The following is a 13,595-nucleotide window of genomic DNA, read 5'->3' on the forward strand; positions in this document are numbered from 1 at the left end:
ATGGAAACCCGGTCCAACTATGTGCTGGTCGGCTCCGTCACGCTGGCCCTCTTGGCCGGCCTGGCGTTGTTCATCGTCTGGATCGCGGGCCTGAACGGCGAGAAGCGCCGGTGCTTCGACATCTATTTCGCGCAAGGCGTCGGCGGCCTCAACAAGGGCACCGGCGTCACCTTCTCCGGCGTGCCGGTCGGCCAGATCACGGAAATCTCGCTGCTCCCGGAGCGACCGGAATTCGTCTGGGTCCGCATCGAGGTCGACCAGGACACGCCGGTGCTCCAGGGCACGACCGCGCAGATCAAGGGCGTCGGCTTCACCGGCGTCTCGGAAATCCAGCTCGATGGCGCCGTCCGCGGCGCCCGGCCGCTGACCCAAATCGGCCCGCAAGGCTGCCCGGTTATCCCGGCTTCACAGGGCGGCCTTGGCGCGCTGCTCAATTCGGCGCCGGAGCTGATCGACCGCATCCAGCGCCTGACCGAGCGGCTGACGGAGCTGCTGAGCGACCGGAACCAGGATGCCGTCGCCGATATCCTCGGGAATATCGATCGCACGACCAAGGTGCTGGCCGACCGTGCGCCGGACCTTGCCGACGCCATCGGAGACGCCCGGATCGCCGCCCGCAATGCCGGCATCGCCGCCCAGCATGTCGGCGAGCTGGCCGACAGCACCAACAAGCTGGTCAACGATCAGGGCAAGCCCGCCGCGGAAGAACTCCGCAAGGCACTTGCCGGGGTGCAGCACGCAGCCGACAACCTCGATTCGATGATTTCTGATGCTCGACCTGGCGTACAGAATTTCTCGAAGAACACGCTTCCGGAAGCGAACCGCATGGTCCGCGACCTGCGCGACCTGTCTGAATCGCTGAAGTCGCTGACCGACAAGGTCGACCAGGGCGGCGTCGGCAGCGCGCTCGGGCCGCCCAAGCTTCCCGACTACAAGCCGAGGAACGGCAAATGAGGATGATGTTGCGAGTATCACTTGCCGCGGCCATGGCCATGTCCCTGGGCGGTTGCGCCCTACTCGGCGGAGGCCCCAAGCCGCCGCCCTGGCTGCTTACCCTGACGCCCAGCGCGCCGGCGCCGACGTCCGTCGTCCGCTCTGCCAATGCCGGCGAAGCCGTCACCATCGACGTGCCCGTCATCCCCAAGGAACTGCGCTCGGTCCGCGTGCCGGCGCAGGTCGGAGAAACGGCCATCGCCTATATCAAGGACCTGCAGTGGGTCGACACGCCCGACCACCTCTTCCAGGACCTGCTTCAGGAAACGGTGTTGCGGACGACCAACCGCGTCGTCATCGATCCCAAGCAGTCGACGCTCGATCCCGGCCTTGTCGTCACCGGCCAGCTCCTGAGCTTCGGCTATGAAGCCGGCCAGGGCACGGTTCTGGTCCGCTACGACGCCGCGCTATCGGCAGCCGGCGGCACCCGCGTAGAGACCCGCCGGTTCGAAGCACGCGCCCCCGCCGATGGCACCGCCGCGACGGTCGGCCCGGCCCTCAACACCGCCGCCAACCAGGTTGCTAACGACGTCGCCAAGTGGATCGGCGGCTAGGCGAGACTCTTCGAGGCCTGCTCGTAGACGTCCTTCGACAGGCCCGGCGCCTTTAAGATTCGCTCGAGTTCGCCGCGCATCAGGCTGGCGCGATCTTCGTGGAAGCGGCGCCAGCGGCCGAGCGGTGGGATGAGCCTCGCCGCAACCTGTGGGTTGATGGCGTCGATCGCCAGGATCATGTCGGCGAGGAAAGCATAGCCCTCGCCACCTGACCGGTGGAACGCCCACTGGTTGCCGGCGAAGGCGCCGATCAGCGAGCGCGCGCGGTTCGGGTTGGCAAGCGTGAAGTCGGCGTGCTCGGTCAGCGCGCGGACGGTCGCCAGCGTCTCGTCCCGCTGCGCCACTGCCTGCAGCGCAAACCATTTGTCGACGACCAAAGTATCGTCGCGGTAGCGCAGGTAGAAATCGTCGAACGCCTGCTGGCGCTCCGCCGCATCCAGAGACGAGAGAATGCCGAGCGCGCCCTGTCGGTCGGTCATATTGTCCGCCGCATCATATTGCGCCTTGGCCAGCGGTGCCGTTCCGGCCGGATCACCCGCCGCAAGCAAAGCCAGCGACACCGTCTTCAGCCGCCGCATGCCCTTGGCGTCCGGGCTGAGGTCGCTGCCCGGTGCCCCAGCCCGCTGCGCCTCGCCAAGCTCGCGCGCCAGCGACCGTCCAACCGCCGCGCGCAGGCCCTCACGAGCCGCGTGGATCGCATCAGGATCGACCTTCTCCATCCGATCGCCGATGAGCGCTTCCGACGGCATGACCAATGCCTCGCCCTTGAAGGCGGGATCGAGCGCATTGGAGGTCAAAGTGTCGCGCATGGCCGCGATCACCGGGTCCGGATCGACTGCCTCGCCATTGGCGCCCCCGATCAGCACGCGCAGCATCAGTTCCTGGATTGCCTCGTAACGGGCGAAGGGATCACCATCGCTTTGCGCCAGTCGCTCCAGCTCGCCCGGCCGCCGTTCCGCCTCGACGATGATCGGCGCCGAAAAGCCGCGGTTGATCGACAGCAACGGCGGTTCGTCCACGCCGTCGAACGTGATCCTATCCTCTGACTTATCGAGGATGATGAGCCGCTCCGTGCCAATCTCCGCGCCGCTGTTGGCACCGATGAGCGCGGTCTGGAGCGGCAGCGGCATCGGCATCTTCGTCGGCTGCTCCGGCGTCGGCGGCACCGTCTGGGTCAGCGCCAGCGTCGCCGTCCGCGCTTCGGCGTCATGTTCCAGTTTCGCCGTCACCTTCGGCGTGCCCGCCTGCTCATACCAGAGGCGGAAATGCTTCAAATCGATGCCGCTGGCATCCTCCATCGCCCTGACGAAATCCTCGCAGGTCACCGCCTGCCCGTCGTGCCGCTGGAAATAGAGATCGGTCCCGGCGCGGAATTTCTCCGGCCCCAGGATCGTCTTCATCATCCGGATGAGCTCGGCGCCCTTGTTGTAGACGGTCGCCGTGTAGAAGTTGGTGATCTCCATATAGCTGTCGGGCCGCACCGGATGCGCCAGCGGGCCGCTGTCCTCCGGGAATTGCGCGGCGCGGAGCAGGCGGACGTCGTCGATGCGCTTCACCGCTTCCGAGCCCATGTCGCCCGAGAAGCTCTGGTCGCGGAAGACGGTGAAGCCTTCCTTCAGGCTGAGCTGGAACCAGTCGCGGCAGGTGACGCGATTGCCCGACCAATTGTGAAAATATTCGTGCGCGACAACGCCAGCAACGGCATCGATGTCGGCGTCGGTCGCCGTCTCCGTGTCCGCCAGCACGTAGCGCGAGTTGAAGATGTTGAGGCCCTTGTTCTCCATCGCGCCGAAGTTGAAGTCGTCGACGGCGACGATGTTGAAGACGTCGAGGTCATATTCGCGGCCATATTGCTTTTCGTCCCAGGCCATGGCCGCCTTCAGGCTCTCCATCGCATGGGCCGTCTTCGGCAAATCCTTCTCGCGGACCCAGATGCCGAGGTCGACCTTACGGCCGCTAGCGGTGGTGAAATGGTCGCGATTGGGCTGCAAATCGCCCGCGACCATCGCGAACAAATAGCTCGGCTTGGGAAACGGATCCTCCCACTCGGCCCAGTGCGTGCCGCCTTCGCCTTCGCCCTTGGTCACTTCATTGCCATTGGCGAGCAGCACCGGATAGCGACCCTTGTCGCCGCTCATCCGCACGCGGTAGCGCGACAGGACGTCCGGGCGGTCGGGGTGGAAAGTGATGCGGCGGAAGCCCTCGCTCTCGCATTGCGTGCAGAGGATGCCGCCCGAGGCATAAAGCCCCATCAGCTTGCTGTTGGCATTGGGAGCGATTGCGACCTCGGTCTCGACGGTCGCGCTGTCGCCACCAATCGCGACAACCAGTGTCGTGCCATCCATGTGCCACTCGCCGCCGCTGACCTTCAGCAGCTCGAGATCGTCGCCAGCCAGCCGCAGTGGCCGGTCATGGTCGCCGTTGCGCTCGACTTTGAGCGTCGCCCTGACGACCGTCCGCTCGGGATCCAGCACAACGTCCAGCGCGACCTCCGGCACCAGCCAGTCGGGCGGGCGATAATCCTTGCGGAGGACGGCGACATGCTCCGGCGTGGGCGGAGCTTCGGGGTTCAAGCGGGCGTCTGACATGACCGCGACTTAGGGGGCCGCCACGCGACCGGCAAGCGAAGCGGGCTTGCGGCGTGGCGAACGCGCGCTAGGCTGCGCCCAGAGAACAGGAGGGGGGTCTTCCAATGTCTTTGATGCTGGCCGCGGCGAGTGCTGCGCAGGGATTCGACGTCGAGGCGGCGACGCGCGCCTATCTGGACACGCTGCAGGGCGCGGCGCGCGCCAAGTCCGACGCCTATTTCGAAGGCGGCTACTGGCTGCCGCTGTGGGGTGCGCTGGTTGGCATCATTAGCTACTGGATCATGCTGCGCTTCCGCTGGTCGGCAAAATGGAGCGGCTGGGCCGATCGCGTCACCAAGCGCAAATGGCTTCAGCCGATGCTCTACGCGCTGCCTTTCACCCTCATCGGCGCGCTGCTCACCTTGCCCTGGTCGCTCTACACGGATTATTTCCGCGAGCATCAATACGGCATGTCGAACCAGAACCTTGCCGAGTGGTTCAAGGAATTCGGCATCATGCTCGGCGTCGGGATCGTCACCACCGCCATCTTCCTCGCCATCATCTATGCCGTAATCCGCAAGAGCCCGAAGCGCTGGTGGTTGTGGGGAACGGTCGCAACCGCCGTGCTCAGCGCCATCATGATCCTGGTCGCGCCCGTGTTCATCGAGCCGCTGCTCAACAAATATACGCCGATGCAGGCAGGCCCGGTGCGCGACGAGATCCTGCGCATCGCCCATGAACAGAAGATCCCGACCAACGACGTCTATGTCGTCGATGCCTCGAAACAGACGAAGCGCATCTCCGCCAATGTCGCCGGCATCGGGCCGACGATCCGCATCGCGCTCAACGACAATCTCCTGAACCGCTCGAACCTTGCCGGGATCAAGGCGGTGATGGGGCATGAGATGGGTCACTACAAACTCCATCACATCCAGAAGCTGCTGGCCTACCTCACCATCCTGTCGTTGATCGGCTTCCTCATCACTTATTGGGTAGTCCCCAAGTTGCTTGCCCGTCATGGCGAACAATGGGGCGTCCGCGAGGTCTCCGACCCCGGTTCGGCGCCGGTGTTCATGATTGTGCTTGCGATCCTCGGCGTTCCGGGCGGCATCCTGTTCAACAGCGTCATTCGCCATCACGAGAGCGAGGCCGACGCCTTCGGCCTCGAAGCCGCGCGCGAGCCGGACGGCTTCGCCATGACCGCCATGCAATTGAGCGAATATCGCAAAATCGAGCCGGCGGCCTGGGAAGAGCTGCTCTTCTACGATCATCCCTCCGGCCGCACCCGCGTCCACATGGCGATGGAGTGGAAGGCGAAGCACCTCGACGAGCTGCCGCCGGAACAGCGCAAGATCATGGTGATGACGCCGGAGATGAAGGCGAACTAGGCTGCGTCGGGCGCGGGAATGACCTTCCTGCGCCCGCCCAGCGCCACCAGCATGCCGCCGAGCGCCAGCACCGCGCCGCCGCCGGCGAGCAGGCTCCAGCGATAGCCTTCGAAGACGGTCGACAGGGCCATGGCGATGATCGGCACCAGCACGCTCGAATAGGCCGCGCGCGCCGGGCCGATCTTGCGGACGACAGGGAAATAGAGGCTGAAGGCCAGGCAGGACGCAGCCAGCGCCAAATAGAGCAGGCCGAAGATGTAACCGGGGCGCGGGTCGAAGGTCGGCGGTCCAGCCATCAGCGATGCGACGGTCGCATCCAGCGCCGCGCCGATGGCCATCGACCAGAAGAGCAAGGGGCTCAACGGAAAGCGGCGGACCCTCTCAACGGCCTGGTAGACGTTGGAGGTCGATGCGCCGAACATACCGACCAGGGTCAGGGTCAGGCCGACGGTGAGGTCCACAGCGCTCGCCCGGCCCAGCTTGAACTCATGCGCGAACAGCAGTCCGATGCCGACGGTCGCGATGGCCGAGCCGACGACGAACCGCCGGTCCACCTTCTGGCCCAGGAAGAAATAAGCGAGGATGGCGTTGGGGATCAGCAGCAGCGCGAAAAAGGTCGCCACCAGTCCCGAAGTGATGTGCCGTTCGGCCAAATAGACGCTGTTGAAGTTCAGGCAGAACTGGGTGAGACCGATGATCGCCGCCGGCACGAGCCCCTTGCGGCCGAGCCATAATTTGTCGCCGCGAACCTTGGTAATGATCGCCATCCCGGCGGCGGCAAGGATGAAGCGGTAGGTAACCGACCAATGGGGTGAGACGCTGGCGCCGTCGCCGATCTGGTCGCGGATGACGATCCAGGTCGATCCCCAGATAAGCGTGAAGATCGTGAAAGGGATTGCGACGGCCGGGTCGAGCGCCCGGAAGTGTTGCCTCATGGCACGCGTATCATAGGGTTCGGATCGCGGCGGCGAGCCGCGCTACGGCGTCCATGTCCTGGTCCCAGCTGGTGACCAGCCGGATTTCGCCGGGACCCCAGTCATAAAAGTCGTAACCTTGCGAGCGCAGCGCAGCAGCCTCCGCCGCGGTCATGCGCACGAACAATTCATTGGCCTGTACCGGATAGACCAGCCGCTCCGAGCCGCAGGCCTCGGCCAGCGTCCGGGCGGCGGCATTGGCGGCGCGGGCATTGGCGAGCCAGAGGTCGCCTTCCAGCATCGCCAGGATTTGCGCGGCGGAGAAGCGGCCCTTGGACGACAAATGCCCGGCCCGCTTTTTCAGGACCAGGGCCTCGTCGGCCAATTCCTGCTTGAAGAAGATCAGGGCCTCGGCGTTCATCCCGCCGTTCTTGATGAAGCCGAAGCTCATCACCTCGACCCCGGCGCGCCAGGTCAAATCGGCCGGATGAGCGCCGGTCGAAGCGACCGCATTGGCGAAGCGGGCGCCATCGAGCTGGAAACCGAGCCCGTGGCTGCGGGCGAATTCACCCAGCGCCGCCACTTCGTCCGGCGAATAGGTCATTCCATATTCGGTGGCATTGGTGATCGACAGCGCCTTGGGCTGCACTTGGTGGACATCGGCGCGGATGCGCGCCCGCGCCTCGGCGGCGGCCTCGACCGTGACCTTGGCGCCCGGCCCGTCGAGCAGGATCAGCTTGCCGCCATGCGTGTAGAAGCCGGGCGCACCCGCTTCGTCGACCTCGATATGCGCGTCGCGGTGGCAGATGATGCCGCCATAGGGCGGGCAGAGCGTCGCGAGGCCTATGCAATTGGCCGCGGTTCCGGTCGTCACCCAGAGCGCCCGCACCTGCGTCCCGAACAGATCGGAAAAGGCGCCGTCGAGCCGCAGGCTCCATTCGTCGCCGTCATAGGCGGTGTCGAGCCGGTTGGCCTCCGCCAGGGCATCGAGCACCGCCGGGCAGCAGGGTGCGGCATTGTCCGAAAAAAAACGCATCGCGTCGGCGGCATGACGCGCCCGCGCGCCACGGTCAATTGTGCATAAGAAAAGGGCCCCGCCGACGCCGGCGAGGCCCGATCCTTACGCTTGCGGCAAACCTTAGCTCAGGTCAGACGAAACGTTGTTGAAGGTGTCGCCGAGCTTCGAGCCAACGCTCGTCATGGCGGCAATAGCGGCAACGGCGATAAGAGCGGCAATCAGGCCGTATTCGATCGCGGTCGCACCCTTGTTGTTGCGAATCAGCTTAAGAAACTTGGTCATGGTCGTACCCCTTTGAATTCGACAGGCGGAAACTGCCCTCGAAAGGTAAACAAAGGGTTTCGGATGCGGACTGACCCGATGGGCACAGGATTTGGGTGGGTTTTTGTCCCGCGTGGGGACCTCAGGCCCTTCTGATTTTCATGCTCGCCAGTCCCCCGGACTGGCTGTGCGTGAAAATGGTGCTGCCGGTGAGGATTGAACTCACGACCTCAGCCTTACCAAGGATGCGCTCTACCACTGAGCTACGGCAGCATGTCGGAAGGACGCGCGCCTATGGCCGGAGCCCCGCGCAACTGTCAACCCGCTTGGCCGGAGAAATGCCGTCAATTAAACGGGCTGCATGGCAAGACAGGACAAGGACAAGGCCGAACGCCTCGCCGCCGCGCTCCGCGAGAACCTGCGCCGGCGCAAGGCGCAAGCCCGGGTCGCGTCGGATCAGCCGAAGAAGGACCCGACCCAGCCGGCCAGCGAATAGCCGAGGTCGAGGCCGCGATTGATCGCGATCCGCGGGCCCAGGATGTAGAGTGACGCCAGCACCCAGCCGAGGGCGACCAGCCCTAGCGGCTTAGCGGCGCGCATTGCCTTTCCAGCCATGCCTTGTCCTCCCCTTCGAGCTGCGGCCCGATCAGCGCCAGCACCTCGGCATGATAATCGTTGAGCCACTTGAGCTCGCGGTCCGACAGCATCTTCGCATCGATCAGCCGCTTGTCGATCGGCACAAAGGTCAATGTCTCGAAACCGAGCGTTTCCTTGTCGGCGCCTGGCACCGGCTTCTCAACCACCAGCACCAGATTCTCGATGCGGATGCCGTATTCGTCCTGCTTGTAATAGCCGGGCTCGTTGGAAATGATCATGCCGGCCTGCAGCGGCTCGTCACCGCCCGCCTGCGAGCTTCCCACCGGCGAAATCCTCTGCGGGCCCTCATGCACCGCCAGGAAAGCGCCGACGCCATGGCCAGTGCCATGGGCGAAGTCGCATCCCGCTTCCCACAGCGGCCGCCGCGCGAAGCTATCGAGCTGCGATCCGCGTGTGCCCTTCGGGAAGATCGCCGTGGCGATGCCGATATGGCCCTGAAGCACGCGCGTGTTGCGGTCGATCATCTCCGCGGTCGGCTCGCCGATCGGCACCGTGCGGGTGATGTCGGTCGTACCGTCCTGATACTGGCCGCCGGAATCGACGAGGTAGAGCGTGCCCGTCCGAAACTGGAGGTTGGATTCCGCCGTGCCCTTGTAGTGCGGCAGCGCGCCGTTCGGCCCGAAGGCCGAGATGGTGTCGAAGCTCAAATCCTTGAGACCGCCCAGCGCCTCGCGGAAGCCAAGCAATTTGTCCTGGGCGATCATTTCGTCGATCTCGCCCTTGGGCCCTTCATCCTCGATCCATTTCAGGAACCGCGACACCGCCGCGCCGTCACGCGCCTGCGCCGCCTTGTGGCCGGCGACTTCCGCCGCATTCTTGATCGCCTTGGGCAAGACCGAGGGGTCGCGGCGGCTGAGGATACGCGCCCCGCCCGCCTCCAGCGCCTGCGTGATTGCCGCCACCGACCGCTCCGGATCGACCGCGATGAGCTTGTCCTTGAGGCCCTTGAGATAGGGTTCGAACTCATAGCGTTCATGCAGGCGGACACCGTTGCCGAGATGGGCGCGGACGTCGTCGCCGACCTTCTCGCCCGCGACGAACAGGTCCGCGGTGCCGTCGGCATTGACCAGCGCAAACGCCAGCCCAACCGGCGTATGGGTTACGTCCGTGCCGCGCACATTGAAGGTCCATGCAATCGAATCGAGCGCCGCCAAAACCGCCGCGTCGGCGCCTTCCTTGACGAGCCAGTCGGCCATGTCGTGGCGCTTCTCGGCCGATCCCTTGCCGGCGAACTCGTCCGACTGGACGGAAAGGTGCGCCTTGCTCGGCTGCGGCTGGTCGGCCCAGACCGCGTCGATCGGGTTACGCTTCACCGCCACCAGCTCGGCGCCCTTCGCGGCCAGCGAGCGTGTCGCCTGCTTCACCCAATCCGACGTATGCAGCCAGGGATCGTAGCCGATCCGCGCTCCGTTCGGCGCATTCTCCTGCAGCCATTTGGCGACGCTGGTTTCCGGCACCGACTGGTAGCTCCACTCGGTCGGGCTCACCTGCTGGCGAACCTGGATCGTGTAGCGTCCGTCGGTGAAGATCGCCGCTTCCTCCGGCAAGACCACCGCGGAACCCGCCGAGCCCTTGAAGCCCGTCAACCACTCAAGCCGCTGGGCGTAGCTGCCGACATATTCGCTCATATGCTCGTCGGTCAGGGGCACGACGAACCCGTCGAGCTTATCGGCCTTCAGCTGTTCACGCAGCGCGGCAAGGCGGTCGGCATAGGAAGACATGGCAAACTCTCGTTTCGACGCTAGAGAATGGCGGCGATACCCCTCTTTGCTTCTAGCAGGAAGACTTGATGTCCTTGGTTCAGCCCCCGGTCGCAGAACGCCGGGACCATAGCTTCACCCACCATGGCGTGACGATCCACGACCCTTACGCCTGGCTCCGCGACGCCGGTTACCCGAATGTCACCGACGAGGAGGTGTTGGGCTACCTCAAGGCCGAGAACGCTTTTTTCGAAGCCGCTTTCGAAGAGCCGAACAAGGCGCTGATCGACACTGTGTTCGAGGAGATGAAGGGCCGCATCAAGGAGGACCTGTCGAGCGTCCCCATGGCCAATGGACCCTATGAATATTGGTGGGCCTTCCAGCCCGGCGCGCAATACCGCCAGTGGTTCCGCCGCAAGCTTGTCCTGAGCCAAGCCGAAGGGCTCGACGGCACGGGCGAAGAACTGATCTTCGACGAGGTCGCGGCCGCCGCCGGCCTCGACTATTTCCGCTTGGGGGCGATCGTCGCTTCGCCCGACCACAAATTGCTCGCCACCCTAGTCGATGACGACGGCTCGGAGCGCTTCAAGCTCCGCATCCGCGACATCGCGACGGCCAAGGACATCGAGACCGTGACGGAGGTCGGCATCGGCTCGCCCGTCTGGACCAGCGACAGCAAGGCCATCGTCTTCACCGAGGTTAACGAGCATTGGCGCAGCGACAAGGCCAAGCTCCACCGCCTCGGCGACGATCCGGCGAAGGCGCAAATTCTCTACGAAGAGCATGAGGACAAGGGCTTCTCGGTCGGCGTCGACCGCTCGCACGACAAGAGCCTCATCTTCATCTCCACGGGCGACAACACCTCCAACGAAGTGCGCTTCGTACCCGCCGACAATCCCGCCGCGGAGCAGGTGCTGGTCGCCCCCCGCCGCCCGAACTTCGAATATCAGTGCGACGCCGCCCACGGCCGCCTGTGGATCGTCACCAACGACGAACACATCAATTTCCGGCTGGTTTCGGCACCCGTCGACAATCCCGGTAACTGGCGCGAGGAGATTGCCGGCTCCGACCGCACTTACCTGCGCGGCGCCACTGCTTACCGCGACCATCTCGCATTGACGACGCGGGTCGACGGCCTCGACCAGCTAATCCTCCGCACCTACGAAGGAGCCGAGAAGCGTCTGCCGTTCAAGGAGGCCGCCTACAGCGCCTATTTCGGCGGCAATCCCGAGTTTGCTCCCCAGACCTACCGCATCGGTTACAGCTCGATGGTTACGCCGCCGACGGTCTACGATTATCATCCGGATGAAGATCGGCTGGAGGTTCGCCGGGTTCTCGAAATCCCGTCGGGCTACGACCCCGGCCTCTACGTCACCGAGCGCCGCATGATCGCCGCCCGCGACGGCGCCCAGGTCCCGGTGTCGATCCTCCGCCGCAAGGACTTCCCGCAGGACGGCTCGGGCAAGCTCTTTCTCTACGGCTATGGCGCCTATGCCATCGCCATCCCGCCAAGCTTCAACACCAATCATTTCAGCTTGGTCGACCGCGGCTTCGCCTTCGCCATCGCCCATATCCGCGGCGGCGACGACCTCGGCCACGGCTGGTACCAGGACGGCAAGCTGGCGAAGCGCATCAACGCCTTCAACGATTTCGTCGACGTCGCCCGCGGCCTCGTCGAGCTCGGCTATGCCAAGGCCGGGAATATCGCCGCCGAAGGCCGTTCCGCCGGCGGCGAGCTGATGGGTGCGGTCGCCAACCAGGCGCCCGAGCTATGGGGCGCGATCATTGCAGGTGTGCCGTTCGTCGACGTCCTCAACACCATGCTCGACGATGAGCTGCCGCTGACCCCGGGCGAGTGGCCGGAATGGGGTAATCCCATTACCGACAAGGCCGCGTTCGACCTGATCCGCAGCTACAGCCCTTACGACAATGTCGAGGCCAAGCCTTATCCGGCGATGCTGATCATGGGCGGCCTCCACGACCCGCGCGTCACTTATTGGGAACCGGCGAAATGGGCCGCGAAGCTCCGCGCCACCAAGACCGATGACAATCTCCTGCTCCTAAAGACCGAGATGGGCGCGGGCCACGGCGGCAAGTCGGGCCGCTGGGACGCGCTGAAAGAAGACGCCGAGGCCTACACCTTCGTCCTCACCCAGTTGGGCGCTGCGTGAGGGCATTCCTCGCCCTCCTCGCCTTGCTGATCGCCGCCCCGGCGGCCGCCGAGCCGGTGCGGGTCACGGTGACGCGCGAAGGCGATGCCTTCATCGCCGATTATCGCCTGCCGATCGACGCATCCGGCTGGGGATTCTGGCGCTCGTCTCCCGCCGCCAGCGACAATCAGAGCTGGCGCCTCAAAAGCTGGAAGGTCCTGACCCCCGGCGTCACCCTTGAACGCCGCGGCCAGCAGGACGCCTTCGTCGGCATCGGCGGCCGGCCGGTGCCGCGCCGAGTCCGTGTTCGCCTGACGCCCTACACCGGCGAGGTGACCTCCAATTACGTGCCTGCCCTGCGACTTGGCGGCGACAGCATTGCCTTGTTCGACGGCCATTTCGCCTTGTTCGCGGTCGGCCGCGCCAACCAGCTCGACCGGCTTCCGGCAGGATTCGACCCGCAGGCCGCGAAAGTCGGCGACTATGGCACCGCGATCGAGTTTCGTGGCCGCAACCTGCGCATCGCCGGCGATGCGGACGGCTATCGCAAGGGCGAGAGCGCCGGCGCCTACGGCCTGTTCGGCGTCCCTCGCGCCAGTGTCGCCAACGGCATCGCCACCGTCATCGACAGCGAGCTTCCGAAATGGATCGCCGACGACCTGACCAGCTTCACGCCCCGGGTGATGGGCGCCATGACGGCGCGGCTCGGCCCGGCCGGCATCGGCCAGCCGACCGTGCTTGCCGCCTGGGAAGGCGGCGACCGCCAGGGCGCCAGCATGAATGGCGGCACCTTGAAAGGCCTCATCCTGATGCGCTTCGAGGGCCAGGCAGCGCTCCACGAGTTGCCCGCGCTGCGCAGCATGGCGCGCTGGTTCATCGCCCATGAAAGCTCGCACTTCTGGCTTGGCCAGGCGGTGGATTACGAAAGCGCCCGCGACAGCTGGATCATGGAGGGCGGCGCCGACTTGCTGGCGGTGCGCACGGTTGCCGCCTTGGACCCGACGTTCGACCGCACCAAGGTGTTGAACGAAGCACTGGCCGACTGCTCGAAGCTCGCCGTGAAGCCTGTGGGAACGGCGATCGAACGCGGTGAGCCGCGCGCCAATTACGCCTGCGGCGCGATCTTCTCGCTGGTCGCCGAAAAAGCCAGCAAGGGGGATTTCTACGGCTTCGTTCGCAACCTCATCGCCGCCGGCCGCGCTACGCATACAGTCAACAGCGACCAATGGCTGACGGCGCTCGACGCCACGGCCAGCAATCTCAGCCTGTCGCCGCCGATCCGCAAGCTGATCGAGCAGGGTTCCGCCAGGCCTGCTGACGATATCGCAGCGCTGCTCAAATCGGCTGGAATCCTCTACAAAGTCGACGCCAAGGGGTTGCCGCAGCTGTGAGG

11 protein-coding genes and 1 tRNA gene are annotated in these 13,595 nt (G+C 65.2%); 5 read left to right on the plus strand and 7 right to left on the minus strand.

Annotated elements, in window-relative coordinates:
• Positions 1–954 (plus strand): MlaD family protein, encoded by a 954-nt coding sequence (locus LZ536_RS06720; RefSeq protein WP_249847642.1) that lies wholly within the window; start codon positions 1–3, stop codon positions 952–954.
• Positions 951–1,547, plus strand: a complete 597-nt coding sequence (locus LZ536_RS06725; protein ID WP_249847643.1) for an ABC-type transport auxiliary lipoprotein family protein — start codon at positions 951–953, stop codon at positions 1,545–1,547. The genes LZ536_RS06720 and LZ536_RS06725 overlap by 4 nt, the downstream gene beginning before the upstream one ends.
• Here LZ536_RS06725 and pepN read toward each other — a convergent pair.
• The gene (gene pepN, locus LZ536_RS06730; RefSeq protein WP_249847644.1) at positions 1,544–4,135 is read right to left on the minus strand and encodes an aminopeptidase N; all 2,592 of its coding nucleotides are present in this window, start codon (positions 4,133–4,135) and stop codon (positions 1,544–1,546) included. The two genes, LZ536_RS06725 and pepN, sit on opposite strands and share 4 nt — an antisense overlap.
• Positions 4,136–4,239: 104 nt before the next feature.
• Here pepN and LZ536_RS06735 point away from each other — a divergent pair, with 104 nt between their 5' ends.
• On the plus strand, positions 4,240–5,502 hold the full coding sequence (locus tag LZ536_RS06735; protein WP_249847645.1) for a M48 family metallopeptidase: 1,263 nt from the start codon (positions 4,240–4,242) through the stop codon (positions 5,500–5,502).
• On the opposite strand, the gene LZ536_RS06740 is transcribed toward LZ536_RS06735, so the two are convergent.
• The 6 genes from LZ536_RS06740 to LZ536_RS06765 all read right to left on the minus strand — a co-directional run bounded on the left by LZ536_RS06740 (position 5,499) and on the right by LZ536_RS06765 (position 10,073).
• Positions 5,499–6,437, minus strand: coding sequence for a DMT family transporter (locus tag LZ536_RS06740; protein ID WP_249847646.1), 939 nt, complete (start codon positions 6,435–6,437; stop codon positions 5,499–5,501). The genes LZ536_RS06735 and LZ536_RS06740 overlap by 4 nt on opposite strands.
• Positions 6,438–6,447: 10 nt before the next feature.
• Positions 6,448–7,452 carry a threonine aldolase family protein gene (locus LZ536_RS06745; RefSeq protein ID WP_249847647.1) on the minus strand — a complete coding sequence of 335 codons (1,005 nt, stop codon included), beginning with the start codon at positions 7,450–7,452 and terminating at the stop codon, positions 6,448–6,450.
• A 102-nt stretch (positions 7,453–7,554) separates the two neighbouring features.
• Positions 7,555–7,716, minus strand: a complete 162-nt coding sequence (locus LZ536_RS06750) for a Flp family type IVb pilin (RefSeq protein WP_249847648.1) — start codon at positions 7,714–7,716, stop codon at positions 7,555–7,557.
• A 177-nt stretch (positions 7,717–7,893) separates the two neighbouring features.
• A tRNA-Thr gene (locus LZ536_RS06755) sits at positions 7,894–7,968 on the minus strand.
• A gap of 183 nt (positions 7,969–8,151) precedes the next feature.
• Complete coding sequence (locus tag LZ536_RS06760) at positions 8,152–8,310, minus strand: hypothetical protein (RefSeq protein WP_249847649.1); 159 nt, start codon at positions 8,308–8,310, stop codon at positions 8,152–8,154.
• A complete protein-coding gene (locus tag LZ536_RS06765) occupies positions 8,274–10,073 on the minus strand; it encodes an aminopeptidase P family protein (RefSeq protein WP_249847650.1) in 1,800 nt (599 codons plus the stop codon). Before LZ536_RS06765 ends, LZ536_RS06760 begins: the two co-directional genes overlap by 37 nt.
• A gap of 68 nt (positions 10,074–10,141) precedes the next feature.
• Here LZ536_RS06765 and LZ536_RS06770 point away from each other — a divergent pair, with 68 nt between their 5' ends.
• Complete coding sequence (locus LZ536_RS06770) at positions 10,142–12,223, plus strand: S9 family peptidase (RefSeq protein ID WP_249847652.1); 2,082 nt, start codon at positions 10,142–10,144, stop codon at positions 12,221–12,223.
• Positions 12,220–13,593 carry a hypothetical protein gene (locus LZ536_RS06775; RefSeq protein WP_249847654.1) on the plus strand — a complete coding sequence of 458 codons (1,374 nt, stop codon included), beginning with the start codon at positions 12,220–12,222 and terminating at the stop codon, positions 13,591–13,593. The genes LZ536_RS06770 and LZ536_RS06775 overlap by 4 nt, the downstream gene beginning before the upstream one ends.
• Positions 13,594–13,595 lie beyond the last annotated feature (2 nt).

Origin of the sequence: Sphingomonas alba (assembly GCF_023516555.1) — a bacterium.
Lineage (GTDB): Bacteria > Pseudomonadota > Alphaproteobacteria > Sphingomonadales > Sphingomonadaceae > Sphingomicrobium > Sphingomicrobium album.

Coding starts and splice junctions, on each gene's coding strand:
- LZ536_RS06770 (WP_249847652.1), top strand. CDS start 10,142: ATGTCCTTGGTTCAGCCCCCGGTCGCAGAACGCCGGGACCATAGCTTC.
- LZ536_RS06735 (WP_249847645.1), top strand. CDS start 4,240: ATGTCTTTGATGCTGGCCGCGGCGAGTGCTGCGCAGGGATTCGACGTC.
- LZ536_RS06750 (WP_249847648.1), bottom strand. CDS start 7,716: ATGACCAAGTTTCTTAAGCTGATTCGCAACAACAAGGGTGCGACCGCG.
- LZ536_RS06740 (WP_249847646.1), bottom strand. CDS start 6,437: ATGAGGCAACACTTCCGGGCGCTCGACCCGGCCGTCGCAATCCCTTTC.
- pepN (WP_249847644.1), bottom strand. CDS start 4,135: ATGTCAGACGCCCGCTTGAACCCCGAAGCTCCGCCCACGCCGGAGCAT.
- LZ536_RS06760 (WP_249847649.1), bottom strand. CDS start 8,310: ATGGCTGGAAAGGCAATGCGCGCCGCTAAGCCGCTAGGGCTGGTCGCC.
- LZ536_RS06725 (WP_249847643.1), top strand. CDS start 951: ATGAGGATGATGTTGCGAGTATCACTTGCCGCGGCCATGGCCATGTCC.
- LZ536_RS06765 (WP_249847650.1), bottom strand. CDS start 10,073: ATGTCTTCCTATGCCGACCGCCTTGCCGCGCTGCGTGAACAGCTGAAG.
- LZ536_RS06745 (WP_249847647.1), bottom strand. CDS start 7,452: ATGCGTTTTTTTTCGGACAATGCCGCACCCTGCTGCCCGGCGGTGCTC.
- LZ536_RS06720 (WP_249847642.1), top strand. CDS start 1: ATGGAAACCCGGTCCAACTATGTGCTGGTCGGCTCCGTCACGCTGGCC.